At 43.4% G+C, this 26,023-nt stretch carries 24 protein-coding genes; 16 read left to right on the top strand and 8 right to left on the bottom strand.

Annotated elements, in window-relative coordinates; genetic code table 11:
- Window positions 1–445: transposase (locus FFR00_RS09290; RefSeq protein WP_137673111.1), on the bottom strand; the 445-nt coding region annotated here is incomplete at its 3' end.
- Between the two features lie 133 nt (window positions 446–578).
- Here FFR00_RS09290 and FFR00_RS09285 point away from each other — a divergent pair.
- The 6 genes from FFR00_RS09285 to FFR00_RS09260 all read left to right on the top strand — a co-directional run bounded on the left by FFR00_RS09285 (window position 579) and on the right by FFR00_RS09260 (window position 6,227).
- Complete coding sequence (locus FFR00_RS09285) at window positions 579–1,187, top strand: hypothetical protein (RefSeq protein ID WP_137673110.1); 609 nt, start codon at window positions 579–581, stop codon at window positions 1,185–1,187.
- A 121-nt stretch (window positions 1,188–1,308) separates the two neighbouring features.
- Window positions 1,309–1,545 carry a hypothetical protein gene (locus tag FFR00_RS09280; protein WP_137673109.1) on the top strand — a complete coding sequence of 79 codons (237 nt, stop codon included), beginning with the start codon at window positions 1,309–1,311 and terminating at the stop codon, window positions 1,543–1,545.
- Between the two features lie 128 nt (window positions 1,546–1,673).
- Window positions 1,674–2,087 (top strand): GFA family protein, encoded by a 414-nt coding sequence (locus FFR00_RS09275; protein ID WP_137673108.1) that lies wholly within the window; start codon window positions 1,674–1,676, stop codon window positions 2,085–2,087.
- Between the two features lie 407 nt (window positions 2,088–2,494).
- Window positions 2,495–4,609, top strand: a complete 2,115-nt coding sequence (locus FFR00_RS09270; RefSeq protein WP_137673107.1) for an LruC domain-containing protein — start codon at window positions 2,495–2,497, stop codon at window positions 4,607–4,609.
- Between the two features lie 7 nt (window positions 4,610–4,616).
- Window positions 4,617–5,159: a hypothetical protein gene (locus tag FFR00_RS09265; RefSeq protein ID WP_137673106.1), complete on the top strand. Its 543-nt coding sequence runs from the start codon at window positions 4,617–4,619 to the stop codon at window positions 5,157–5,159.
- A gap of 12 nt (window positions 5,160–5,171) precedes the next feature.
- Window positions 5,172–6,227, top strand: coding sequence for a glycosyltransferase family 4 protein (locus FFR00_RS09260; RefSeq protein ID WP_137673105.1), 1,056 nt, complete (start codon window positions 5,172–5,174; stop codon window positions 6,225–6,227).
- Between the two features lie 93 nt (window positions 6,228–6,320).
- Here FFR00_RS09260 and FFR00_RS21625 read toward each other — a convergent pair whose 3' ends face one another.
- On the bottom strand, window positions 6,321–6,497 hold the full coding sequence (locus FFR00_RS21625; protein WP_154675871.1) for a hypothetical protein: 177 nt from the start codon (window positions 6,495–6,497) through the stop codon (window positions 6,321–6,323).
- A 359-nt stretch (window positions 6,498–6,856) separates the two neighbouring features.
- Window positions 6,857–7,801: a glycosyltransferase family 2 protein gene (locus tag FFR00_RS09255; protein WP_161985133.1), complete on the bottom strand. Its 945-nt coding sequence runs from the start codon at window positions 7,799–7,801 to the stop codon at window positions 6,857–6,859.
- 70 nt (window positions 7,802–7,871) lie between these two features.
- Between FFR00_RS09255 and FFR00_RS09250 the strand changes: the two genes are divergently transcribed.
- The 6 genes from FFR00_RS09250 (at window position 7,872) to FFR00_RS09225 (ending at window position 15,068) form a co-directional block, all read left to right on the top strand.
- Window positions 7,872–9,269 carry an O-antigen ligase family protein gene (locus FFR00_RS09250; RefSeq protein WP_137673103.1) on the top strand — a complete coding sequence of 466 codons (1,398 nt, stop codon included), beginning with the start codon at window positions 7,872–7,874 and terminating at the stop codon, window positions 9,267–9,269.
- 149 nt (window positions 9,270–9,418) lie between these two features.
- Complete coding sequence (locus FFR00_RS09245) at window positions 9,419–10,423, top strand: glycosyltransferase family 2 protein (protein WP_137673102.1); 1,005 nt, start codon at window positions 9,419–9,421, stop codon at window positions 10,421–10,423.
- Window positions 10,423–11,388 carry a glycosyltransferase gene (locus FFR00_RS09240; RefSeq protein ID WP_137673101.1) on the top strand — a complete coding sequence of 322 codons (966 nt, stop codon included), beginning with the start codon at window positions 10,423–10,425 and terminating at the stop codon, window positions 11,386–11,388. Before FFR00_RS09245 ends, FFR00_RS09240 begins: the two co-directional genes overlap by 1 nt.
- On the top strand, window positions 11,375–12,814 hold the full coding sequence (locus FFR00_RS09235) for a lipopolysaccharide biosynthesis protein (RefSeq protein WP_137673100.1): 1,440 nt from the start codon (window positions 11,375–11,377) through the stop codon (window positions 12,812–12,814). Before FFR00_RS09240 ends, FFR00_RS09235 begins: the two co-directional genes overlap by 14 nt.
- A 345-nt stretch (window positions 12,815–13,159) precedes the next feature.
- Complete coding sequence (locus FFR00_RS09230) at window positions 13,160–13,879, top strand: acyltransferase (protein ID WP_137673099.1); 720 nt, start codon at window positions 13,160–13,162, stop codon at window positions 13,877–13,879.
- 1 nt (window position 13,880) lies between these two features.
- Window positions 13,881–15,068 (top strand): glycosyltransferase, encoded by a 1,188-nt coding sequence (locus FFR00_RS09225; protein WP_137673098.1) that lies wholly within the window; start codon window positions 13,881–13,883, stop codon window positions 15,066–15,068.
- Window positions 15,069–15,125: 57 nt separating this feature from the next.
- Here the strand turns inward: FFR00_RS09225 and FFR00_RS09220 are convergent, their stop codons facing one another.
- The gene (locus tag FFR00_RS09220; RefSeq protein WP_137673097.1) at window positions 15,126–15,752 is read right to left on the bottom strand and encodes a hypothetical protein; all 627 of its coding nucleotides are present in this window, start codon (window positions 15,750–15,752) and stop codon (window positions 15,126–15,128) included.
- Window positions 15,753–15,913: 161 nt separating this feature from the next.
- On the opposite strand from FFR00_RS09220, the gene FFR00_RS09215 reads away from it, so the two are divergent.
- Both FFR00_RS09215 and fusA read left to right on the top strand, forming a co-directional pair.
- Window positions 15,914–16,255, top strand: coding sequence for a YajD family HNH nuclease (locus tag FFR00_RS09215; protein WP_137673096.1), 342 nt, complete (start codon window positions 15,914–15,916; stop codon window positions 16,253–16,255).
- A 289-nt stretch (window positions 16,256–16,544) separates the two neighbouring features.
- Complete coding sequence (gene fusA, locus FFR00_RS09210; RefSeq protein ID WP_137673095.1) at window positions 16,545–18,629, top strand: elongation factor G; 2,085 nt, start codon at window positions 16,545–16,547, stop codon at window positions 18,627–18,629.
- A 137-nt stretch (window positions 18,630–18,766) separates the two neighbouring features.
- Here fusA and FFR00_RS09205 read toward each other — a convergent pair whose 3' ends face one another.
- A complete protein-coding gene (locus tag FFR00_RS09205; protein ID WP_137673094.1) occupies window positions 18,767–19,210 on the bottom strand; it encodes an RNA-binding S4 domain-containing protein in 444 nt (147 codons plus the stop codon).
- Between the two features lie 166 nt (window positions 19,211–19,376).
- Here FFR00_RS09205 and FFR00_RS09200 point away from each other — a divergent pair, with 166 nt between their 5' ends.
- On the top strand, window positions 19,377–20,279 hold the full coding sequence (locus tag FFR00_RS09200; RefSeq protein WP_137673093.1) for an alpha/beta fold hydrolase: 903 nt from the start codon (window positions 19,377–19,379) through the stop codon (window positions 20,277–20,279).
- A gap of 3 nt (window positions 20,280–20,282) precedes the next feature.
- Here the strand turns inward: FFR00_RS09200 and FFR00_RS09195 are convergent, their stop codons facing one another.
- The 3 genes from FFR00_RS09195 to FFR00_RS09185 form a co-directional block, all read right to left on the bottom strand.
- The gene (locus FFR00_RS09195) at window positions 20,283–21,194 is read right to left on the bottom strand and encodes a heparin lyase I family protein (RefSeq protein ID WP_137673092.1); all 912 of its coding nucleotides are present in this window, start codon (window positions 21,192–21,194) and stop codon (window positions 20,283–20,285) included.
- Window positions 21,195–21,223: 29 nt separating this feature from the next.
- Window positions 21,224–23,248 carry a methyl-accepting chemotaxis protein gene (locus tag FFR00_RS09190; RefSeq protein ID WP_137673091.1) on the bottom strand — a complete coding sequence of 675 codons (2,025 nt, stop codon included), beginning with the start codon at window positions 23,246–23,248 and terminating at the stop codon, window positions 21,224–21,226.
- A 242-nt stretch (window positions 23,249–23,490) separates the two neighbouring features.
- Window positions 23,491–24,264, bottom strand: coding sequence for a family 16 glycosylhydrolase (locus FFR00_RS09185; protein WP_137673090.1), 774 nt, complete (start codon window positions 24,262–24,264; stop codon window positions 23,491–23,493).
- Window positions 24,265–25,069: 805 nt separating this feature from the next.
- On the opposite strand from FFR00_RS09185, the gene FFR00_RS09180 reads away from it, so the two are divergent.
- Window positions 25,070–25,999, top strand: coding sequence for a GGDEF domain-containing protein (locus FFR00_RS09180; RefSeq protein ID WP_137673089.1), 930 nt, complete (start codon window positions 25,070–25,072; stop codon window positions 25,997–25,999).
- Window positions 26,000–26,023: the final 24 nt, after the last annotated feature.

Below are 26,023 nucleotides of genomic sequence, written 5' to 3'. Positions count from 1 at the left end.
GCCGCGCTTGGCGACAATCGAGCATGGCATCTTCACGACAACGGATTAAATCTCGGACCGCTTCATCATCGGCATTGGGCACATGAATAGAGTGAATCAATCCTGCTCGCGCCATTCTCGCTAAAGCGATGGCATCACGCCTATCGGTTTTAACTTTATCACCGGGCGCTTTAGGGATAAGGGCGGGAGCCACTACCCAGCATTCAATACCGTGTTTAACTAAATGACGATAAAGCCAAAATCCGCAGGGCCCAGCTTCATAAACTACGCAGAGATGAGTAGCCAAGCCTTTGTATTTTTTGATAAGTTTGTTGATAGAACGAATATTGGTGGGAATGGTGCCATGGAATATAGGCTCATCTCTCGAGTTATCAACACAATAAGCGACATCTGTGGTTTCTTTGTGAACATCTAGTCCAATGAAAAACGTGCTAGATGTAGACATGTCGATCTCCTGTTCTGTTAAGACTTTGCATCTAACAGTGTGGCTCTAGTTTGACTAACCCACGATAAACGCAGGAGGTCGGCACTTTCACCGGGGATCATTATGTCTAGAGTTTTTTCAAGGTATGAATAATATGTCAGGTGATACTAGTACGACCCCTAGTAAGTGTAACTCTTGCAAGGAAGACTTAAATCAAGGCTCCACGAAATGTCAACATTGCGGTACATCTCAGGGTAATGGTAGGTACATAAATATTTTTTCATTGTATGCTGGTGCCCTCATAGCATTAGTATCGTTAGTTACAATTGGTGTTGGTTTTTTTAAAAGTCTAATTGAAAATGATTCAGCAAAAATAGTTGCTTATGTTTCTGACTTTGATGCTACAAAGATTAACATATCAGCTTCTAATTTGGGAAAAAAGCCTGGTTTACTATATGACATAAAGCTTAGTCACCCTGATGCTATAAATTGTAAAAAAGGCACAAATACAAATAGTGAGAATCTAAAGTTTTCTGCCACCGTCATTGAGTCGAGTAAAACGATTGCGATTCCAGTCGAGAGTAATGTTGCTTATGGTGCTTTTGCTAATTTTGTTCCAGAAGCACTATCTGACCAAAAATCAAAAAAACAACTTGAAGGTTTTGAGGTATGTTCAATAACTTATGCATATTTAGATTATGACGGAACGCATAAATCAGACACATCAAAATTCCATTGTAATCCCCAAGGTAAGTGCAAATAAAACTCTAACAAGTACTTCAAACGGAACAAAAAACAGTTGGTTAGGTTCCGTTTCGCTTCACATTTTAACCAACTATTTTTGTCCGCTTAAGTGGGCGTTAAATTTTCACAGGAGGTGAACTATGAAATCATGGATCATTATTTTGGCCGGTTTGTGGTCAACATGGCACTTCATGGACATTGAGTCTGATAGTGGGTTTTTCAGTGTGCTTCTTCCAATCATATTTGGTCTTTTTGTTCTTGCCTTAGTAATAAAACTTACTGGAGTTTCAGGTACAAGTGGTGGCGGTTATTGCGGCGGTGGCTTTGGTGGTGGAGACTCAGGCGGCGACTCGGGTGGTTGTGGCGGTGGTGATTAACGCTACACGATTTAACAATCGTTTCTAGCGGAACAAATAGCGCCGCTTAGCAGCTAAATACAATTGTCTGCTAAAGGTGGCGTCAGCGACTATTATAGTTCACACACATTGCAAAGATTGAGGGATTTATGAAAGGTAAAGGAACGTGTCTATGTGGTTCGGTTAAGTTGGAAGTAGAGTACGTCAGTAACGAATTGGCCGCTTGTCATTGTAGTATGTGCAGAAATTGGTCTGGCGGCCCGATGTTAGCTATTGATTGTGCTGATTCAGTTAAAATATCAGGTGAATCAAACGTTGTTAGGTATCAGTCATCGGATTGGGCTGAAAGAGGTTTCTGCGGTAAATGTGGTACTCACTTGTTTTACTATTTAGTGCCAAGTAACCAGTATCACCTTCCTGTTGGGTTATTGATATCAGAGGATGATTACACGCTAACTCATCAAATATTCATTGATGAAAAGCCCGAATACTACGAATTTAAAAATGAAACACAAAATATGACGGGTGCGGAAGTTTTTGCCCACTTTGAAAGTGGAGAGTAAATGGCTAATTGGGCGTTAACCCCGCCTATTCAATGCTTCCGTTAATCTTAATCCCTTTTGAATAAGAGAATGCGCTAACGCATTTCTGTACCGAAACGCGTTTGAAATGACCAATATTTATTGTCTTCCGGCACTTTGTTGTTTTACTTAAAGGCTATTGCCAATAACGCTTACTCGTCAAAACAAAGCAAGCAAATTCAAGTGGTAGCAGCAAGCGCTTGCAGAAATTTGTTCGATAACTTTTCCGTTTAATATTTTAACGTATCGTCTGTTGCAAGATGCAAAAGGCTTTAGTTTTTCTTTTATTTACCTCATTTAATTTCTTACTAATCATATTGTTACAAGTTTGGCTCGGCTCTTGCTGATAAGCAGTATCTGACCTAAATCAGTAAACGATAGGATTACTTATGAAACCATGGAAACCTTTAGCTTTTGCCTTACTCTGCTCACCCTTGAGTAGTTATGGTGCAGCATTTTCTAGTTGCCCTACACAGGCATTTCTCGTGCAACAGAACGTGGCGCAATTGTATGGCGTTAATCTCGCCACTGGCTATTACCAAACGCTATCTGAAGACATGGGAACCACCGGTAAACTCAATGCCATTGGCTTTAATCTGCATGACGATTATTTGTATGCTTGGAGTTACCAGCACAAGACGCTGGCGCGAATTGGCGACGACTACCAAGTAGAGCCTTTAGCGCTGAATTGGAATGGCTTTGCTAGCGATGTGAGCTTTTATGTTGGTGATGTGGCTGTAGAGAGCAATGCCCATTACCTTTACCGCAGCGGTTCGGCATATGGCTTGTTTAGAGTGTCGTTAGACTCAGCAGATGCAGATTATTTAAGCATGCAACGTGTTATTGATGGCAGTGCGCTTAATCTTAGAATTTTTGATATGGCGTTTCACCCTGATAACGGCATGCTTTATAGCGTAGATAACCAAGGGCGTTTATGGCGAATTAACCCAGAAACTGGCGCCAGCGAGAACCTTGCCAATGTTGGCCAAGTAGGTACGTTTGGTGCGGTGTATTTTGATGTGAGCGGTCATTTGTACATTAGCCGTAATTCAGACGGTTTAGTGTTCCAAATTGATATTGCGTCTAACTCTCCTGAGGCTCAGCTTTATGCTCAAGGACCTGCATCAAGCAATAATGACGGCGCACGTTGTGCTATTGCTCCTATAGTAGCCGCCGATGATGCCAATATTGACTTTGGTGATGCACCAGACAGCTTTGGCACTTCATTAACTAACAATGGTGCTCGCCACCAGTTAGTTGATGGGGGGATTCAGCTTGGTTCAAATGTTGATGGTGAGGCAGATGCTTATGTTTACCCAGCTAGTGATGATAGCTCACGCTTATTTGATGATGAAGATGGGATCGCATTTGTTACCGATGTGCAAGTAGGTTTGGACTTTGTTATTCAAGTGGACAGCTCGGCGAATGGCTTTTTAAGTGCTTGGTTCGACCTTAATGGCAATGGCACTTTTGATAATGAGGAGCAGTTGCTTACCGACCAAGCAGTGGTGGAAGGAGTGCAATCACTATTAGTATCGGTGCCCGAAGGCTACGAAAGTGGCGACCGTTGGGCGAGGTTCAGAATCAGCTCTGGCGGCGGAAACGCTGCTACAGGTGGTGCGCCAGACGGTGAGGTAGAAGATTATCAAATCTATGTGGGCGACTCTGCTACGCAAGTGAGTTACTACCCAAGTGCTGATGGTTATGCCACGGTAGCGTTTGAAGATAACTGGCCGGCTGCCGGTGATTACGACTTAAATGATTTAGTGGTTAATCTGCAAACCAAGGTACTGAGCTTTGCTAACGGCCATGTAGCCCGCATTGAGCTGCAAGGTGAAGTACGTGCAGTAGGTGCCAGCTTCCATAATGGTTTTGCTATACGCATACCGGGGATTGATAAGTCACTAGTTGATGTTGCCGCCATTCGTTATGAGATAAACGGTGAATTATTACTAGCCAGTGTATTGGACGAGAATACTAACGATATTACCGCCATTATTGCCGCTGACGTACGTGAATACATTAACAATCAAAATCAATGTGACTTTTATAAAACCCAAGCTGATTGTAGAGGGGCCGGGCAATTGCACTTTAAAGTGTTACTACCGATGCATGAGGGCTTAGCTAAAAATGCTTTACCGAGTGCGCCGTTCGACCCATTCATTTATGCCACAGAGCATTCTCGTAACCCTTATTTTGCCAGCTCGCCAGGGCGTGGTTTAGAGATTCATAGTAAAAATCAAAGCCCAAGTGCCGCTGTAGATAGCAGCTTATGGGGAAGCTTTGATGATGTATCAAATCCCTCTGCCAGCAGCTACTACCAAACAGGTAACGGCTTACCGTGGGCGATTATTGTGCCGTACAACTGGCAGTATCCATTCGAGCGTATCAGCGTGGCTGATGCTTATCCAAAATTCCTAGAGTACGCCCAAAGCGAAGGCCAACAAAGCAGTGATTGGTATCTGCTTGAAAATGCCCGCGGCGAACTTATTTATCAAGATTAGGAGCAAGATGATGACTCAGTTAATTAAGCTAAAACAGTGTGTAAGCAATAGCCTATTGGTATTAAGCGTTAGCGTATTGGTGGCCTGTGGTGGCGGAGGCGGGGGTGGAGAGAGCGCGACAGTTGTTGATACCACAGAGCCTAGCCCTGAGCCGGTAACAACAACGCCAACCGAGCCTACTACGCCAGAACCAAGCCCAGAGCCAGTGGCAACGAGCTTAGAAGAAGTACAAGTAGCAGAAAGTTTTACGTTTAGTAACCAGCAAGATGTGGCGGTAAATGTCTCTTACCCCTATCAAGAAAGTGAGCGTGCTTACTTAAACATTTGCACTCAATGGAAGGATCTTGCTAATAACAGTGTTGAATACAGCTCTTGTGTATGGCGTGGTCAAATTAGCCAAGCACAAATGGCAATCAACTTTACATTGCCTGCACATGCTTCAACCTTAGTTGCCGAAGTGTGGCAGCTATCTTCGGGCAATGTAACACGTATTCATCAAGAGCTAAGTATTGATGAGCTTAGTGCTGCTACACCTACGTTTAGTTTTTAATAGGTGACCACTATGCAAGCCTATATCACCAGCATCACTAAGCCTCGACAGGATGCTGTTTGGCTGTTTATCGACAGCCAAACAGTGGGGGGCATTGAGTCTCATGTGGCTAATTTAGCCATTGCGCTACACCAGCGAGGTCATAAGGTGTCGGTGGTGTTTTGGCGAGACTACGCCCAAACACACCCGATGTTGCAGCAGCTTAATCAGCAAAAAGTACCTTGGCTGATTTTAGATGGCAGCGTTGGCAGCTTATTGCATGCGGTGAACGACTTGTTACCTAGTGTGATACATAGCCATGGCTATAAAGCGGGTTTAATCAGCCGTATGTTACGACTCATCAAACCCATTAAGCTGGTCTCTAGCTTTCATGCTGGCGAAGTGAGCAAAGGGCGCTTAGCCTGGTATGACTGTATCGATCGTTATTCTGCGGGTCTGTCTCATGTAAGAATCGCAATAAGTGAAGACATTGCGAACCGTTTAGCGGCTAGCTCAGAGATCATCAATAACTTTGTTGAAATGCCAAACCAAGTGCCTTCAATTGATAGCCAAGATAAACCCACCATAGGATTTGTTGGTCGTTTAACCCACGTTAAGGGGCCTGATCGTTTCTACCAGTTAGCGAAAGCCTTACCGCAGTTTAACTTTGTTGTGTTTGGCGAAGGTGAGCTTAAGCCCAGTAAATCATATGCTTTGCTGGAAAACTTACAATGTCGTGGAAAGCAAAATTGTATGGACGCCTGTTGGCAGGAGATTGATTTGTTGTGTATGCCTTCGCGAAACGAGGGATTACCTTTAGCGGCACTTGAAGCGATGGGGCGGGGTATTCCGGTAATAGCGAGTGATGTTGGCGCGTTGCCTACGCTAATTTCAGATCATGAAAATGGCTTTTTGTTAGCGGGTTTTGATTTACAGCAGTGGATTTCTTCTATTGTTGAGTGGTCTGAGAATGCAGCACTAAGGCAGTGTGTAGCCATTCAAGCTAGCAAAACGGTAGAGCAGCATTATTCTGCGCAAGCGGTACTGCCGCAATTTGAAAGTATTTACCAATGTTTAAGTGATGCGTAGCAGGCGGTTGAGCTGAAGAGTATTGCCTTAAAGTGGCTTAGATCATGTAAAAAAGCAGTGAATTCATCACTGCTTTTTTGTTTATGCTCGACGCTAGTTTTTCATTTTCATCTTGCAATCATCTATCACCGCTTTTGTGATAGGGCCACGAGACTGCTCGCTTTTAAGTACCTTAGTACAATCGAAATCTTGATTGAAAACGTAAATACCGACTGCTTGAGCAGAGCCCGCTGCAAAGGCAAGCGCTAAAAATAAACTTAATACTTTCATAGTTATCCCTTTTTCAAAGACCTCTTTTTGCACAACTACCAAGAGGTAAAACCGTTAAGTAGATTGAGAGGCCAATGCGTTCATTAACGATACTGCAATGATCCATCATGCAGTGTAAGTAATGAGTTAACTTACAGTTAAATGTTAGATTAAAGATTCAAATTTGTGAAATAAAATAAAGGTGAAGTATTAGTCTTTTCTTTTGACGTGGGTTGGTTTTATTTTTATTTTTATTAAACAATGGCTTGAGAGGATTGGTCGATACTAATATTTTATAATGATGGTTTTTGTAAACGATATTTCGTAACTCGCTTTACCTTTTAGTCTTTACTTAAAAAGCAAAGCGAGTCATGAATGCTTCATTTTAATAGGAGTAAGTTGCGAGCATCTGCCAAGGTTTCGATGACGCGGCGTTTATCTGGGGATAAACTTAAGGCTTTTAGTCTCATCATCATCGCTGACATTCGTTGTTTCCTTTCATTGAATAACTCCGCTTCAGCAGTGGCTATTCTGGCTTTCGCTTGGGTGAGAGCGGCAGTGGATTGGCTGCTGATGTTTGTAGCATAGCGCTGATAAATAATATGCATTGCGTTAAGTCTCTGCTGACTTTTACTGCTTTCAGAACCATCGCGCATTAGGTATTCGCAGTCACAATAGCTGCCCACAGCCACCGGCCCAGTTAAGGCGAGTTTTAACCAAAGATCCCAGTCTTCTGCAGATGGCAGTTGTTCGTCAAAACCGAAGCATGATAACAAGGCCTCTCTAGACGCTAGCACGGTTGATGTGCCCACTACGTTTTCAGCAAATAACTTGGCCGCTGCATTAGTTTGGAATTGGTATGATTCTTTTTGTTGGCTAAGGTGGCGATAGCTGGGCCAAAACTCAAAGCAGGTTCCGCGGTCTTCGCCCTGTTCGCTTACGTGGCGATAGTCGGTAAAGCTAAAGCTAAGTTCGGGGTGTTGTTGATGGTAGTCAATTTGGCGCTGTAACTTACCTTCCAGCCAAATATCGTCGGCATCTAAAAAGGCAATGAGTGGGGCATTAGCTTGTTTTATCGCAGTGTTTCGCGCATAGGCTGGCCCATTGCCGCTTAATTTTATACTGCGTAGGTGAGGGTGGCTGTGTTGATACAGTTGTAGCCATTGCCAGGTTCCGTCACTGGAATTGTCGTCGACAACAATGATCTCTAAGTTGTCTACGCGCTGCTGCTCTACGCTCGCTAAAGCTTGCTTTAAATAGTTTAAGCAGTTGTAGCTAGGAATTATCACACTACAAACGGGGCTTGGCTTAGTGGGCTTCGACATATTGGTGTCCTTGGCATTGAGGTTGCTTATGTAGCTACATAAGCACGACTTATGCCAGAGAGATAGAAAGATGAATTTAAGCCTTAAGCAACATGCAAGCATTCCCCGTAGTTACTTAGCTGTAGTGAGCGCTTTGTTAGCGGTAGCCTTAATTAGCTTAGTGTGGCTTAAGGTTCCTAACATACTGATTCCAATGGCTTTAGGGGTTATTCCTTTGTGTGTTGTGGTGGTGTTTAAGCTGCCTTTTTGGGTTGTGTTAGGCTTTGTTTGCTTCTCATTTTTTCGTATTCACGAGGCTTTTCCGGCACTGTATGTATTACGAATTCCGCAGCTTTTGGCGCTAGGTTCGCTAGCCTGTTTAGCTTGGCATTTGTTTATCTCTCGCAAATTGCAAATCTTCTGGAGTAGAGAGTTAAGCTGGTTAATGGCTTTTTTTATTTTGTGTGCAATTGGGGTTGTTTTTGCAAGTAGCAGACCCGTAGCCATGGCTTACTTTAATGGTGTATTTAGTAAAATTGGTTTAATGACGGTAGCTATTGCATGGTTAATGCGTAAGCCGGAAGACTTTAGTAAAGCTGCAATCGCCTTTTTTATCTGCGGTTTAATGATTGCCATTGTGGCCTTGCAAAATGCTGCTGCTGGCAGGGAGATGGTAGAGGGGACTCGCGTTACTATTGGTCGATCTATGGGATCGGTACTGGGAGATCCTAATGACTTAGCCTTAACCTTATTGTTTCCTTTAGGTTTTGCCTTAGCATTTAGTTTGCAGCGAGGATCTTGGTTTATTCGGCTGTTAGCCGTTTGCAGTACCATTGCGATTATTGCGGCTATGTTAGCCACTCAGAGTCGCGGCGGATTGCTGGGCATTGCTACCATTAGCGCGGTATTGGCGTGGCGACGGGTTGAAAACAAAGCCTTACTAATCAGTATTGGCGCCTTAGCTCTACCCATTTTGTTTGTGCTAGCCGGGGTGTCAGAGCGCAGCTCGGGTGGTGCCGGCGAAAGCGGTATTGACGAATCCTCAATGGGGCGTATTTATGCCTGGCAAGCGGCATTTAAAATGGCCCTGTATAACCCCTTAACCGGGGTAGGTTTAGATAATTTTTATGCCAATTACTATTTCTTTTCATCGCATTGGGATGGAAAAAACCATGCTGTTCATAGCACATGGTTTGGGGTATTGGCTGAAACAGGTTTTTTAGGGTTTACGGTCTTCTGCATCTTAGTATTTAAGGTTTGTCGCTTGGCTCATGGGAACCTGCATTTGTTAGCCAAACAGCAAGCCAATGCTAATCTAGGTTTGCTTGCATGCGCAGAAGGGGTGTTTGCTGGCTTACTCGGCACCATTGTATCTGGCACCTTTTTAACTCAAGGCTTTACTTGGCCAGTGTATATTTTTACCGCCTTAGTGGTGGCTATTGCTCAACTACTTCGTCAACCATTGCAGAATGCAAAACCCGCCATTTAGTGTAAATGTAATTTGCTATTTCCCTCCTTATCTTACTGAAATTATTAAACTTTAAATTAGTGGTCTAGCTCTTGCTGTATTGCTGTTATAGGCGCTGCTTTATTAAGTTTAACCATTATCGGCAGCATCATAACAATGAGGGCTATCCCATGTTTAATGTGTCGATAATCGTTCCGGTATACAAATCTGAACAATACCTAGCCAGCTGCTTAAAGTCGCTAGCCAAACAAACCTTAGAAAACGTAGAGGTAATAATAGTGATAGATGCTTCTCCTGATAGCTGCGCCGCTATTGCGGGAGAGTATTGCTTAAACTACCCGGAGCGTTTTCGAAAAATCGTTTTAGAGAAAAATGTCGGTGTATCAATGGCTCGCAATATTGCCATGCAATCAGCTCAAGGTGAGTATATTGGTTTTGTAGATAGTGATGACTACGTTGAAGCCAACATGTTTGAACTGATGTTTTCCGAAGCGCTAAATAGCAACGCTGACGTAGTGAGTTGCCAAATGCGCTCATTTGAAACACATGACTCTAGTGTTGAGTATCACAACCTTCCTACTAAAGAGTATTACGACGATACCTTTGTTACCAATAAGCTATTTCGTCGAGTGTATCTGCTGTCTAAGCAAATCAATTTTTACAGCAATGTGATTTTTGAAGATGAACCTTTTGCTTACACGGCGCGTTTCGCCACCGATAATCTCGCAGAGGTAAACCAGGTTCTTTACAACTACCGAATGAGCCCCGAAGGACTTTGTAGGGGTGATAATCATGGCCGATTTAACCTTTACGACAAGCAATTAATGCTGGCGCGTTTCTTAGCTGACATGGAACGCCGAGGTGCGATTGATGCTCACGCTGAAGAGTTATTGCAGTGTTTAGCTAATCACGCTTTAAGCGCACTCTACTACCACATTTCTGCGATTGATTTGGTCGGCTTCTTTAGTTTTGTCGATCATTTAGTGATTAAGTATCAACTATTAGTGCGCGCAGGTGATTGCTCGCAGGACTATAAGGTGAGTCGCTACCTTAAGTTTAGAGGCTCTGCTCCCCGCATCATTTTGCTCAGCTATTTTGTGAAGGCTCGTCAAGCAAAGCAAAAATTCTTAGACAATATTGATCTTGCCAACCTCACCGCACAGGGAGCGAAGTAATGAGTGTGATTCTTAATCGTTCGCCTAGTGTTTCAATTGTGGTGCCGGTGTTTAATACCGAACAGTATCTGTGGCAATGCCTAGAAAGCCTAGCCGAACAAAGCTTAACGTCAATTGAAGTGATTGTGGTGATTGATGCTTCGCCAGACAATGCTTATCAGCTAGCTAAACAGTTTGCCGAGCAATCAAACTTGGCGATGAGAATAGTCAACCTTACTACCAACGTAGGATTGGCTCAGGCTCGCAATATTGGAATGAGTCACGCCAAAGGGCAGTACCTTGGTTTTGTGGATAGCGACGATTACGTAGATAACCAAATGTATAGCCATTTGTTTAACCAAGCGGTTGCTAACAATGCTGATTGGGTGAGTTGTGGTTTTAGTAAGTTCTCTGCTCAAGGGGTAGAGCAATACGCACATAGCAACATAAGTGAGAATACTTCGGTATGTAACAAGTTGTTTCGTCGTAGTTTTATTCATCAACACCAAATCTGTTTCCCTGCAGGGGAATTATTTGAAGATGAAATCTTCTCTTATATGGCGGAGCTATACGCCCAAACAATATTGCATATTGAAAATCCGTATTATTTTTATCGCCATAACGCCAACGGTATTTGCCGCAAACCGGGGGCTGACAAAAGCCGTTTGTATGCGCGTATGTGCTCAATTGGCGACTTTATGCAACGCATGGAACAAAGCGAGTTATTGCCAAGTGCAGCGCCATTATGCTTAGAAATGCTTTGTCGACATGCCTATTTGCAGTTACGTACCCAGGTGAGTTGGTTTGATTTACTATGCTATTGGCGCTTCACTCAACATTTGATCGAGAAGTATCAATTAGCTCAAAGCATCGACTTGGTGAAAGACAATTATTTTGTGAGCAGCTTTAACAAGTGGCAACATCGCGAATGGGCTTTATGGCTAATTCGCCTTCGAGCGGGGAGAGCCAATTATGCTGTGGAATAAGATACGCAACGCTCGCCAATCGCTGCAAGAAATGGGTGTGTATGGGCTACTAATGTTGCTGCAAAAAGGCATGGGGCTGATGATGCTGCCTGTCACTACGCGTTATCTGAGCTTGCATGAATATGGCCTGTTAGAAAGCTTAGTTGTGGTATTTTCTCTGTGTTCATTACTAGAAATTAGCGCAGGCGCCTTGCCGCGCTTTTATCCAGAATGCAAAACGGCAGCGGCAAAAAGTAATCTTATTTCATCTTCATTATTACTCAGCCTCACTTATGGTTTATCACTGGCTGTTTTAGCCGCTGTTAGCTTGGCAATGTTGCCTTTTGATTTGTTCTCGACTTTACACTTTTGGCAGTTTGCTGGGGTAGCTGCGGTGATTGCTTTTTCGATTGCCCTGCAGCCTTTAATGATGTGGTTGCGAATTGAGCGCCGAGCCGATTGTTACTTCTATTTGGTTGTTTGCCAGTGCCTTACCCAAGTAGGGCTTACTTTGTGGGGGCTGCAACAAGGCTGGGCTATGGACGCCGTTATCGTCGCCAGCGTTGCAGCAAATGCCGTGGGGCTAAGTTTAGGAATTTGGTTTTGTCGGCAACAACTCAAGCTTAAACTTGATTGGGCTTTAGCTAAATTAACCATGAGTTACCAACGCTGTTTAATTGGAGCGTCGTTAGCCTTGTTTGTTATGCACGGTCTTGACCGACTGTTATTAGCTGAATGGTTGGGCGCAGAAACGCTGGCGCAATATGCCATTATGATTAAAGTGGTAGAAGCAACCGCGATGGCATTTGGCGTATTAGAAAGCTGGTGGTTACCGCGCCGATTTGCGGTATTGCAGCAAGCCAATGGCCAAGCGGAAGTGGCCTTAACTCATCAGCGTTTAATGTTGGTGATTATGTTATTGCTATTAAGCGCTGCGCTATTTGCCCCCTTACTGATTAAACAAGTGCTGCCGTTAGCTTATTTGGGCGGTATAGATTGGCTGCCACTAATGCTGCTAGCGCTAGGCTTTAAATTAGCGACAGCGGTAACAGACATTGGCTGTTATTTACCTAATAGCCCAGTATGGCTACCTAGAATTAATATTGCTTCTGCACTATTGGCGGTTGTGCTTTATTACAGCTTGATTCCTACTTGGGGAGTGTGGGGCTTAATTGTTGCCTCAAACATTGTCTTTGCGTTGCGCTTTGTATTGTTCACCGCCATTAGTTTGGTTCTACAACCTTTGCGCTATCGCGTATCGACTTTGCTAAGTGCTTTTGTTCCTCCCTTATCTGTGTTGCCTGCATTAGCCTGGTTAAATCACAGCATGTGGTTACACATTCTGCCCGCTTTGGCGTTATTGTGGCTGTTGGTGTGGGCTGTTTGGATCATAAAGCCTAGCCACGATGTACCCAATGCTGCCTTGGGCACCGTTGCTAATCAGTGATTTTATTTAAGGCTGCACCAATGGGCGCTTAGTCAGGTTTTAAGTGCTTTGTCTGTGTCTTCTTTTTATCTTGGTGTAAGCACTGTGAGTGCTTACACGTTCCTTCCCCCTTCTCACTCCTCGTTTTAGCTAAAGCTCGCTCTACGCGTAATGCGTTTGGTCGATAAAGCTTAGTCATTTAGCCCTTATTGCGACCTTAACTTATCAGTTAACCGCTGATTTTCATTTTGCAAAACCACTTTTCGAAAGGTTGTAACTAATTGTTTTAACGTTGATTTATTTGCTGGCACGGATGCTGCTAATACCTATTCACTAGCAACAATATGATGAATAGAGGAAAAGCGGATGAGCAGCCTTTTTTTGCACAATACCAAGTTATGGTTAAAACGTAGCGAATCGCCGTTAGCGAAAGCAGTGTTTTCATTCTTAAAAAACCTACGGCTTTTTCAATTACCTAAAATCCCCGTGTTGTTTAGCGGCTTGTATCGTTTACACAAACTGTTGAGTGGTGTGATGCAAAGTACGCTGAGGATCTTATGGTGGACTCCGCTATTTAGAAGCAAAACGCTGGGGCCGTCAAAACGCCTCTACTTATATGGCGGAATGCCGTTGCTCGGAGAAGGCTTGGTTGTTCACTTAGGCAACGATTGCCGTGTTTCGGGCGCAACCACATTTAGTGGTCGCTGCAGTGCTGCGCAGCAAGCGGTATTGCACATTGGCAATAATGTTGATGTGGGTTGGCAAACAACTATCGCAGTGGGTAGCAAAGTAACGATTGGGAATAATGTGCGTATTGCCGGACGCTGCTTTATTGCGGGTTATCCGGGGCATCCATTAAATGCCGAGCAGCGAGCGGCCGGATTACCAGAAAAAGACGAGCAGGTAGGGGATGTAATACTGGAAGATGATGTTTGGTTGGCTACGGGAGTGTCTATTATGGCCGGCGTCACTATTGGCAAGGGAACCGTTGTAGCGGCGGGCAGTGTAGTAACTAAAAGCCTGCCAAGTGGTGTTATGGCTGCTGGCGTTCCTGCCAAAGTAATAAAAGCGATTGAGGAGAAGTGATATGAAACGCGATCTCATTGTATTTGGTGAAGATTGGCAACGTCACCCTAGTAGTAGCCAACATGTAATTACCGAGTTGGCTAAAAACCATCGTATTCTTTGGGTTAATTCTATTGGTTTACGTCGTCCGCGTTTAAGTTTTCGCGATGCAAAGCGGGTTATAGAAAAAGCTAAGTCGATGTTAAGGACAACTAAAAAAGCATCTGGAGTAAAGGAACCGTTGACGGAGTTTTCGGGTAAGCCTTCAATTAAACCAAGCAGCATTCATGTGTTATCTCCGATTGCATTTCCCGCACCTCGTAGTCGCTTTTTTCGTTGGTTAAATCGCTGTATTTTGAAAATGCAGGTTAACAAACAAGCTGAACAGTTGGGTATTAGTAAACCTGATCTTTGGATAGCGTTACCTACAGCAGTAGATATGCTGGGGCACCTTAACGAGCGCCAAGTGATTTATTATTGTGGCGATGATTTTAACGCTTTAGCGGGAGTGGATCATCAGCACGTGACCCATTGCGAACGAGAGCTTGTGAATAAAGTTGATCATGTACTAGTGGCTAGCGATATGCTGTTGCGTAAATTTAGTAAACAACCTGCGGTAGCAGCAAAAACCCGAGTACTACCTCATGGCGTTGATTACAATTTATTTGTACATCCATCAAGTCCTGCGCCTTCATTGTTGGAAGGTGGGCCTGTAGCAGGATTTTACGGCAGTATTGCTGCTTGGTTAGACATTCCGCTAATCGTAAAAGTAGCGAAAGCACTGCCAGAATGGCGCTTTGTATTTATTGGCGATGTACAAACCGATGTATCCGCGTTTAAAGCGGTGAGTAATATTGAAATTGTTCCAGCGATAGCGCACAACGAGTTACCTCGTTACGTACAACATTGGCAGGTCTCTTGGTTGCCGTTTAAAGCCTGTAAGCAAATTACGTCGTGCGACCCACTTAAGTTGCGCGAATATCTCGCAGCGGGTAGGCCGGTGGTGAGTACGCCGTTTCCCGCTCTAAAACCTTATGCCGGAATGGTGACTCAAGTGAAAGAAGCCTATCAAATGGTACAGGCTTTAGAAGATAGTTTGAATACACCACAAGCCTTGCAGCATCGCAGAACGTCATTCCAACGGATGAGCGTGCGGTCTGAAAGTTGGTACGAACGGGCTAAGCAAGTGAATCAATTGCTATCTTGTTAGGTATAACATAGCCATATAAAAGGTGAGGCTTTGCAAATGAGCAAAGTCTTGGTTTTATTAAGCCACATTTTGCTGGTTCTTTTCATCGAGTGAGGAGAGATTTATTAAGCTTTTCGAATCTTGTTGATTCTCCGCTTGCTGAGGAATAGCTTGGTTGTTTACTGTTGTGGTTGCCGGTCGAGCGATGAACTCGCCACCACAATTGGGATGAGTTAAACCGGTAGCAATGCTATGTGGTTCATGTTGTTGCCAAAACTGCTCGATGAGGTTGATTGACGAATTAATCACTGAAACCTCTAGAGAGCCACAGTTTATACATTTGGCTTTATTGGAACGCTGCCTAGCAACATCTAGCTCAGCTCCTAGCGTTAATAATGTTTCCACTGAGCGGCGGCGCATACGGCGTAGCTTTCGGTTAAACAAGCGTTGCCAATAATTAGTTTTAAGGGTGCCCTCGTAAGCGGCTACCTGTTGTACCAATTCACCCATTTCTTTAATGATAAGGTCAAGGTCTCTCAATTCTTCGGCGCTAACCAGTTGTTCACACTGCTTACACCAGCCTAAGGTTTTACGTAACGGTAACGCCAAACCATGGTGTAAAAATACTCTCCAGCCATTCACTTGTTTAGTGGTGGTTTCACAATCACAGCGGTTACAAAGTATTTGGGTAAGCGGCTTCGGCATAGCGTCATCCTTTAGTGATACTGATTTAAGTGTGGCTTATGATTGATAGTTTTGAAACCGCTTACTGGTTTTAGGGGGGAGATTCAAAATATTATTTTTTGAATAAGCGCTTTTCGACCCGCCAGTGGTATAGTATTTGGCAAAAATAGCTGGAGATGAACATGGCTAATATTCCAAATAATTATGCAAGCTTAGAACAAGGGTATCGCGAGAAAGCGCTAAAGCTGTTTCCTTGGGTATGTGGGCGTTGTGCTCGTGAATTTCCTTATTCAAATTTACGCGAATTAACGGTTCACCACATTGACCATGACCATACCAACAACCCCAACGATGGCACTAACTGGGAGTTACTGTGTTTGTATTGTCACGATCACGAGCATTCTAAATATACCGAGGCGGCACAATATGGTTCAACGGTAGAAGCAGGGGCCGACTTAAAACAAGAACAAGCTACTTCTAATCCTTTTGCTGACCTTAAAGCAATGATGGCAAACAAGAAGTAAATACCTCTCTGTGCCTTTCATTTATGTTGAGTTGCGTTGCTGCTTAAGCCCACTATGCTATTTAGTGGGTAGGGGAGTCGTCCAATTATTGTTATGACAGATTGAAAAAAGGCTTTTTAGGCTAAAGTTTGCTAGTTATTGCGTTTTTAATTAACCAATTGCTGCAGTTTGAGATACTTTTTTTAAGAAAATTTGCAATAAATCGCTCAAATACAGTTCACCCTCTCGCCTTGTGCGACAGTAGTGGTATACTCCCCGCGAATTTGAAACAATTGATTAGAGTTGAACAATGGCTGATTTATCAAAATATAGAAATATTGGTATTTTTGCTCACGTTGATGCAGGTAAAACTACCACAACTGAGCGTATCCTAAAACTTACTGGTCAGATCCACAAAACTGGTGAAGTACATGACGGTGAGTCTACTACTGACTTCATGGAACAGGAAGCTGAGCGTGGTATTACTATTCAGTCTGCAGCAGTAAGCTGTTTCTGGGATGACCACCGCTTCAACGTTATTGACACTCCTGGACACGTTGACTTCACTGTTGAAGTATACCGTTCACTTAAAGTGCTTGATGGCGGTATTGGCGTATTCTGTGGTTCTGGTGGTGTTGAGCCTCAGTCAGAAACTAACTGGCGCTACGCGAACGAATCAGAAGTTGCACGTATTATCTTCGTTAACAAACTAGACCGTATGGGCGCTGACTTCTACCGTGTTGTTAAGCAAACTCAAGACGTACTAGCGGCTAACCCGTTAGTAATGGTTCTGCCTATCGGTATCGAAGACGATTTCGTTGGTGTTGTTGATCTACTAAGTGAAAAAGCGTACATCTGGGATGACACAGGTCTTCCAGAAAACTACGAAGTAACTGATATCCCTGCGGATATGGTAGAAAAAGCGGCTGAATACCGTGAAATGTTAGTAGAAACTGCCGTTGAGCAAGACGATGACCTAATGGAAGCTTACATGGATGGCGTAGAGCCAACTATTGAGCAACTTAAAGCGTGTATCCGTAAAGGTACGCGTACTATGGACTTCTTCCCAACTTACTGTGGTTCAGCGTTTAAGAACAAAGGTATTCAATTAGTGCTTGATGCTGTTGTTGATTACCTACCAAGTCCAACAGAAGTTGATCCACAACCTCTTATGGACGAAGAAGGCGAAGAAACTGGCGAAAAAGCTATCGTTTCTACTGATGAAACATTCAAAGCATTGGCATTCAAAATTATGGATGACCGCTTTGGTGCATTAACCTTCGTACGTATCTACTCTGGTAAATTGAACAAGGGTGACACCATCCTTAACTCGTTTACTGGTAAAACAGAACGTATCGGCCGTATGGTTGAAATGCAAGCTGATGACCGTAACGAATTAACGAGTGCGCAAGCTGGTGACATTATCGCCATCGTGGGCATGAAGAACGTACAAACTGGTCACACCTTATGTGATCCTAAAGACCCTTGTACGCTAGAGCCTATGGTTTTCCCTGTTCCAGTAATTTCGATTGCTGTTGCGCCTAAAGATAAAGGTGGTTCAGAGAAAATGGGTATCGCAATTGGTAAAATGGTTGCTGAAGATCCATCTTTCCAAGTTGAAACTGACGAAGATTCAGGCGAAACCATTCTTAAAGGTATGGGTGAGCTTCACTTAGATATTAAAGTTGATATCTTGAAGCGTACATACGGCGTAGATCTTGTTGTTGGTCAACCACAGGTTGCTTACCGCGAAACTATTACTCAAGAAATTGAAGATAGCTACACGCACAAGAAACAATCTGGTGGTTCAGGTCAGTTCGGTAAAATTGATTACCGTATTAAGCCTGGTGAAGCAGGTTCTGGTTTCACTTTCACCTCTTCGGTTGTTGGTGGTAACGTACCTAAAGAATTCTGGCCTGCAGTACAAAAAGGCTTCAATTCAATGATGGAAAACGGTCCTCTAGCGGGCTTCCCATTATTGGATATGGAAGTTGAATTGTACGATGGTGCATTCCACGCAGTAGATTCATCAGCCATTGCTTTTGAAATTGCAGCTAAAGGCGCTTACCGTCAATCTGTTCCTAAGGCGGGACCTCAACTTCTTGAGCCAATCATGAAAGTTGACGTATTCTCTCCAGAAGATCACGTTGGTGATGTTATTGGTGACTTGAACCGTCGTCGTGGCATGATTAAAGACCAAGAAGCTGGCGTAACCGGTGTACGTATTAAAGCTGACGTACCACTAGCAGAAATGTTTGGTTACATTGGTTCTCTACGTACTATGACTTCTGGTCGTGGTCAGTTCTCTATGGAATTCTCGCACTACGCTGCTACTCCACAAAACGTGGCTGAGTCAGTAATTGCTGAAGAAAAAGAGAGACAAGCTAAAAAGTAACTTAACTTTTTAGTACGAAGCCGCTCCTAGAGCGGCTTTTTTTATGCCTAAAATAAGGTTCTATCTATTTAAGTTAGCGATTAAAAAAAGCAGCCACTGGCTGCTTTTTTTGATTTGATAAGGATGAAGGTTGCCGGTTAAAACTTGATTGAGTGGCGGCCGGTTTTTTGATTCTTTTTAGACGTATCTGCCGGTTGTTGACGTGCTTTGGTTGATGGCTTTTTGCTCTTGGCTTGTTTGGTCGCTTTATTATTGGTTTTAGACGCGGCCTTTTTTGATGTTTTATCTTGGGGGAGCATCGCAGGCGTTTTTGTCTCTGTAACAGCTTGATCGCACACGACATACAAAAATTGGCCATTAAACTCAATGATGTCGCCAGCATAGATCTTCTTACGCTTTTGTTGCTCTAACTCACCATTTACACCAACGTAACCCTCGGCTATGGCCAGTTTAGCTTCGCCACCACCGTTCACTAAGTTACCAATTTTCAGTACCTTATAGAGCTCAATGGGCTGTTGTTCTACAAAGACTTCAAGTGCTTCTACTTCAATTTCTTCGGGAGAGTCTTCGTATTCGTTCATTGATATTGGCCATTCTTTTAAAGTGCAGGGATTATCGCGAGCCGCTTTGCTGGGGTCAAGCGAGTAATCGCGTCATTAATGATGAAATAATAGTAGCCGTTTGGCTTTCTAGTGCATTAAGGACTAATAATATGTTCAGCTAATAGTGTATCGAGGGCCAAGTAGAATGGGCGTACGCCACGGATTAAGCATACTCGTTTTGGGCGTTCTGACAGCTTGTAGTCCAATGCCTGAGGCGATTCAGCAGCAACAAGACTTTATTAAAATAAACTTGTTAAATAACCCTAATGTTAACCATTACCAAGTAGTTGATGGTGAATTTTCTCTCAGCGCACACAGCAATGGGCGGGCTAAAAAAGCGGTGATGCTTTGGATACATGGCACGCCAGGTTCCTGGCAAGATAGCGCTTATTTGATCACAGAACCGAGCTTGCTTAGTGAGGTATTAGTGGTCAGTATCGATAGGCCAGGCTGGGGGGAATCTCAATACACAGCTGCTCCTCAACCTGTTGCGAGTATGTTTGACCAGGCGCGATTGATAAGCCCTCTTATTCAACAACTAAAACGGCAGCATCCTGATGTGCCGTTGATTGTTGTGGGCCACTCTTGGGGAGCGTCTTTAGCGCCTATTTTAGCCCAACAACATCCCAGTGACGTAGGCGGCTTACTATTATTGGCTGGGGGACAAAGCGCTGAGCTCACCGAGCCTCGCTGGTACAACAAATTTGCCGCTAACGGAGTGGGCCATTTTTTGCTGTCTCTATCTGAAATGGGGAGGCAACTTAATCAAGCTAATTTAGATATGTACGCTTTACAAGATGGGTTAGCTAACTCTGCTGAGCGTTTAGCATCGATAAGTATTCCGGTCGTTTTGGTGCAGGGCGGTGAAGACCATTTGGTTGATCCTAAAAATGCCGATTTTGCTGAGAAGTATTTATCAACGGAACATAGCAAGGTGATTCGTCTGCCCAAGCAAGGGCATTTTATGCAGGTTGAACAAGTTAGCTTAATTGTTAGCTGCACATTTGCATTAGCAGCCAATCAGCTTGACGATTGTAATCCCGTTTAGCCACTATTTGTTAGCAAACTGCTTTACCTGAAAATTAGCAAAGTCGACATGCGTTTCTGGCTTGAGTTTGTGCGCTTCGACTGTTGAGCGGTAGATCCCCCATTTCGGGCGCACAAAGTGCTTGCTAGTGTTACCACGCCACATATCAAGGTTGTTCTCATGAAGATTAAAAATCTGATGGCCGTCGCTCAGTCGAGTGAGGCTTAAGCTAAACCAACCTTGGTCACTGTATTGAGCTTTTACCACAGCTTCTAGCCATTGACCTTGTACCAAATGCCAATCGTTACGAGCTAACACATTGGTTTTTACTAAAGGGCTATGACGAACTTCTATACCTGATTTGCCATTTCGGGTATTGCCGGTGAGGGTAATAATTGGCATTGAATCCTCGCCCCCTACGGCTTTTAGCTGAAATAAGTGCGTAAACTTGTTGGTTACTTGCATTTGCTCACTGATTCGAAACTTCCAAGAGTATTCGAAAACGCTATTTTCATAGCCTTTTAGCTTGTCTGGCGAGCCACCGTATATTTTGATCTCGTTGCGTTGACGGTCAATGAACTTACCTTTGTGACCATCTGCATCACGATGCAAGATAAAACGAAAGTAAGGGCCTATTTCTGGGTCTCTGTGTTCTTCAATGTGGGCTACACCTTGATGGTCGCCGCTGAATCTATCGGGAGATTCTGCGGCGTTGCTTCCAAACTGTGCTTGCACTAATTGGTAAGGTGTTAAACCGCTATTTTCACCATCTGCGTTTAAACGAGCATTGGCTATAACTCTTTCACCAAGCACTTGGCTTGAGGACTCAAGCTTAAGCGCTGAGTGAGTAGGTATTGCGCTACTGCAAGCCAGTAGCGCAGGTACACTAACCAATACCAATAAATACCCAACGGTGTGTTTAGCTTGAACATTCATCCTGTTTACTCTTGTTTAAGTGTATGTGCTTAAGTGGTTAATGGTTGCTCAGAAGCTGCAATGCAGTCTTTAAGTTTAAAGATGGCTAGTTGGCCAAGCTGTTGCTCAGACTTAACCTTTAATGATTCACTGGCTTGCTCATTGTGCTCCGCGTCTTTATGAGCAGAATGACCGAGATCTACTATTTTTTGTACATTGTTTGCAACTTGCGAAGCTACTGCCATTTTCTCTTCAGCAGTGCTGGCAATTTGTTGACTATAGGCGCGAATTTGCTCCAGCATTACTGCAATATTCTCTAATTGCTGGTCACTTTGCTCGGCTTGGCTTAAGCATTCAGCCACCATTGACTCACCTTGTTTCATTAACGCAACCGCAGCGTTTGCACCTTTTTGTAGTCCGTCTATCACACTGAAAATCTCGGTCGTTGAGTTTTGGGTTCGGCTAGCCAGATTGCGCACCTCGTCTGCAACGACCGCAAAACCGCGACCTTGTTCACCTGCACGGGCTGCTTCAATAGCTGCATTTAGCGCAAGTAGGTTAGTTTGCTCGGCGATGCCTTGAATAACATCAAGGATAGAGCCAATGTCGTCGGAATTCTGTTTTAAGGTATCTACTTTCTTGGCGGCATTTATGATGGTGGCTTTAAGTTGATTGGTTGTATTGCGAGTAGTATGTGCGGCTTTTCGCCCTTGTTCAGTGAGTGCTGATACATCGCCAATATCATCGCGCGAGGTATTAGCTTGCTGGGAGACATCTTGTACGCCTTCTTCCATAGCTTTAACGGCATCGGCCACAATGTTGGTTTGTGCGCGTTGCTCGGAAATAATGGTGCGAGAATGTTGGCTAGCATTTAGGCCGGTTTCGGCACTGCTTTCTAGTTGCTTAGCACTGTTTACCATAGAGCTTATAACTTGGTTAAATTGCTCGGTGAGTAAGTTCAGTTGTTGGGCAATTTGGCCAAATTCATCATTCTTCTCAATAGTAATTTGCTCACTAAAGTCACCGTCGACTAACTTTTTCATTTGTGCCAAAGTGCGTTTTAGTGGCCCTTTGATGCTAGAGGTTACGCTCCACGCTACCACCAGTGAGATAGTTAACGAGGCTAACACCACCGCAATCATGGTTGTTATGGCAGTTTGAGAGGTGTTGCTTACTTGGGCTTTTGCCTTAACAATCATGGATGACACCGCATCGCTGGCGAGTGTTAGCTGTTCTAGGGCTTCTGCGGTTTGGGTATTAATTACCTCAAAGTTATTGCGTTGTTGTTGGCTCAAATGAGCTAGGCGATCAATTTCACTAAACAAACCATTTTTGTTAATGGATTCATTGAGCAACACAAAGTAGTTCACGACACTTTCAATATCATCTTCAATGTAGAACTCAAGCTCGTCGCGTTTTTCTATCATTTGTGCATAAAGCTTTTTAAGTTGAACCAATTGCTCAGTGGTTTGTTTGACCGTTTTGGCATAAAAGGCTTCGTCTAGCTGGCGCTCTAAAATGGCACCATCGGCTTGTAAAGCAATGGCTATCCATTGAGCGTCACCATCTACAGAGTCAGCAATAAACTGAAGATCCTCGTGGTAGCCACTCCATTGCTGTTTAAATTGGCGACGCAGGCTTTGAACGGCTTTGTTAGTTTTTACCCACTGTTGGTGATTGGCAAACTGGGTGCTAGCTGTGGTAAAGGTTGTTTCAGCGTGGGCTTTAACGGGTTTAAGTATTTGGTTTAGCTCAGGGTAGCTTTTGGTGAGTGTCAGTAAGTCTTGATAGGTGTTTTGATAGGTTAGGGTAAGGGAAGCTGCTTGGTCTTCTAACTGATTCATTTGCTCAAGAGATTCGGTGTTGCTATGTAAGCCAATCACCCAGGCTGAGTTAAGCAGCAAGCCCGATAAACGGTTGGATAGCTCTGCAGTGGGCGTTAGCCTGTCAACAGTCTCGTTGAGTTGAGACTCCAAACTTCTAATATTAAATTGGCCAATCAATGCGATGGCAATTAACAGCACCAGTAGAGTGGCAAAACCGATTAGCGTTCTCATCACAACAGAAATTTGCATGGGCCATCCTTAGCGTTCAGTTGATTTACAGCTTGTTTATTGCGCAATGTATTTATGTTGTTATGGTATTACAAATAAATTATTGCGCAGATGTGATTAAACCAACACTTATGCCATAAATGAAAAGCGTTAAAGAGAGCTAACGCAGGTGCTTTGAGAGCGATATGTTTAGAAGTGGGTCAAGAGAGCTTAGATAGAACTTGAAACAGCAGACTTCATACAAAGTCTGCTTACAGTTTAGTTTACTTTGGGGTGTATTCTAGATAATCGTAGTAAGCCCAGTTGTTTTGATTGAAGTACTCTTGTGGAAAGTACTGTGCATCTGCTGAGTTATCACCATGCCAATGATTAATCATTATACGCGTGGGATCGACTGGCCAAGCATATTGTGGAACTTCATTTGCAGCGACATAACCATCTCCATTGTCTTTATACAAGCTGCGAATGATTCGCGTATTTCCTGAAGAGTCTATTAAGTACCAATCGATTTTCCAGCTCGACCAATCAAAGCCTATATGGACCATATCTTGGTGAATGTTGAGTCCGTATTGGCCTAAATCTATATCTTGCTCCCAACTCTGATATTGGCCTCCTTGGGGTTGGTAGATAAGATTAGTGTGCACCACGTTGCCAAGGCTAGGCAAAAACTCGATATCAATTTCTTGCCAAGCTCGGCCTGGAACATCGTGCCATGAGGTGTACGTAAAGATTGAAGATACGGTGCCGCGCGCGTTACCTGTTTTTAGGCTCGATTGCACTTTGCCATAACTTAGTAACGATTTTGTTCTAAGTTCGGCGCATTGGTTTGGCGCTACGTTAAGTGTAATTCCGTGTGAACTGGGTGAGATTTTGGATGGGGTAAACTTACAGCCAAAAGGGCTGCCGTTACTGCCATCGCGAGCTTGCCAAATGCCAGACTTGTACCCCCAGCTAAAATCATCTTTAAAATAATTAGCATGCGCTGGTGCGACCGTCACTACGGTTAATGCAATTGCAAATATAGAGGTAACTTTCATTTCTATCATTTTCCTTATGTAGAGTTTGTTGTTTTTTTAATGGTGTTACTTTTGTCTAAACGTCACTAAACCCAATAAATACTGAGCTTGAGTAGCGTTTGGGACTCGATGCAGCCTTGCCTAACATAAGGTCAACAGCTCAACATTAACTGAAGAGGTATTGATTTAGGCACTGCTTTAAATGCGTTGTTGATAGCGATTAACCACTGACTGCGTAATGGCTTAAACCTTTGGTTATCGACACGTAAAATAGCTAGTCGAATGAGTGAAGCGGCTAGATAATCTATCCACTCAGTAGCGTTAAATTCTGTAAATGAGTTCATTAGTCGTTAATGGCGTTCATAAATTCTTAACAATTGGTTAATACTTTTATCTTGAACGCTTGGTAAAACAATTGTTGTTTTATTAGGCTGTGACAGTTTTAACGATTAAGAGCGTTTGCCTGAAACACCATCAAGAAACTTAGCTTTTGCTGATCTTAAGAATGCAATACTCTAGAAAATGGCCTGCCAATAAATTTAAGCAGTAGCGTGAGAACACTTGTCTCAGAGAAATTGTTGGAATGCCCAAATTTAGCTGGGCTAATATTCTTGGTATGTATGGTTTTTTAGATTTACTTACTATTTTTTTACCTAATTGATATAAATCAATTTTTGACTTGGGTGGTCGGAGTAGTCTGATAGTTGAGCTTAAACTGAAATTTTCATCCTTGGTTGAGCATAATAATTCTAATAAATTCAAACTAGTATTTGATACGCGTAACTAAACCTTGTCGATTGTATTTGCAATTAGTTAAGGCTCCAGAATGCATTTATCTACTGCCCAGTTACTAGAAATCGTTTCAGCATTTCCTGATTCGACTCTCGTGTTCACTGAAGACGGCTATTGTATCGCTCACCTTGGCGATCAAGAAACGCACTCTTTTTCCTGTAGTCGCTTGTTAACCGGACGTTTTGTTGCGGACGTATTTTGTGAAGAAAAAGCTAAGTGGTTTATGCAGCAAATACGAATGAGTATCTTTGAGCAAAACTTACGCGTATCTGAATATTCCATCTCTCCCATGGATATGAGACTGCCTTGCAGCGAGAGCAGCAAACTACAGCGTGAAGAGTGGTTTGAAGCTCGAATTTTGCCATTACAGTCCTTTATTGATGGGCATCGCGCGGTGGTGTGGGCTGCACGCAACATCAATGAGCGCTATAAGTTGGAGCAGCAGTTGCGCTTTTTGAGCGAAACCGATGCGCTAACAGGCGCTTTTAATCGTCGTCGATTTTTCGAAAGCTTAGCGAATCATTTTCAAACCTATCATCGCCATTATTTGGATTGCAGTTTAATAATGATCGATATTGATCACTTTAAAGCAATTAACGATGAGCATGGTCACCCTTGCGGTGATCGCATTTTGAAGCAGTTATATGAGGTTATTAAATCTCAGTTAAGAGATGTAGACCTATGCTCACGTATGGGCGGAGAAGAGTTTGCGATTTTGTTACCGCATACTGAGGTTAACGACGCGTTCGTTAGCGCTGAGCGAATTAGAAAGGCCGTAGAACAGCAACTGTTTAGTTATCAGCAAGGTTGTTTACATGTCACCGTTAGTATTGGAGTTAGTAGTATTGAATCAAGTGATATTAGTCGTGATAGTGTTTTACAGCGGGCTGACGATGCCCTTTACCAAGCTAAAAAATCTGGTCGAAATCGTAGCTGCCAACATCGCCAATTAGTGAAGGTTTAACTATAACTTTCAATAGCTTGTTTA

It is taken from the genome of Agarivorans sp. Toyoura001 (assembly GCF_005405585.1).
In the GTDB taxonomy this organism is placed as follows: domain Bacteria; phylum Pseudomonadota; class Gammaproteobacteria; order Enterobacterales; family Celerinatantimonadaceae; genus Agarivorans.
Note: the sequence above shows the minus strand (reverse complement) of the source record. Positions and strands in the feature narration are given on the sequence as shown.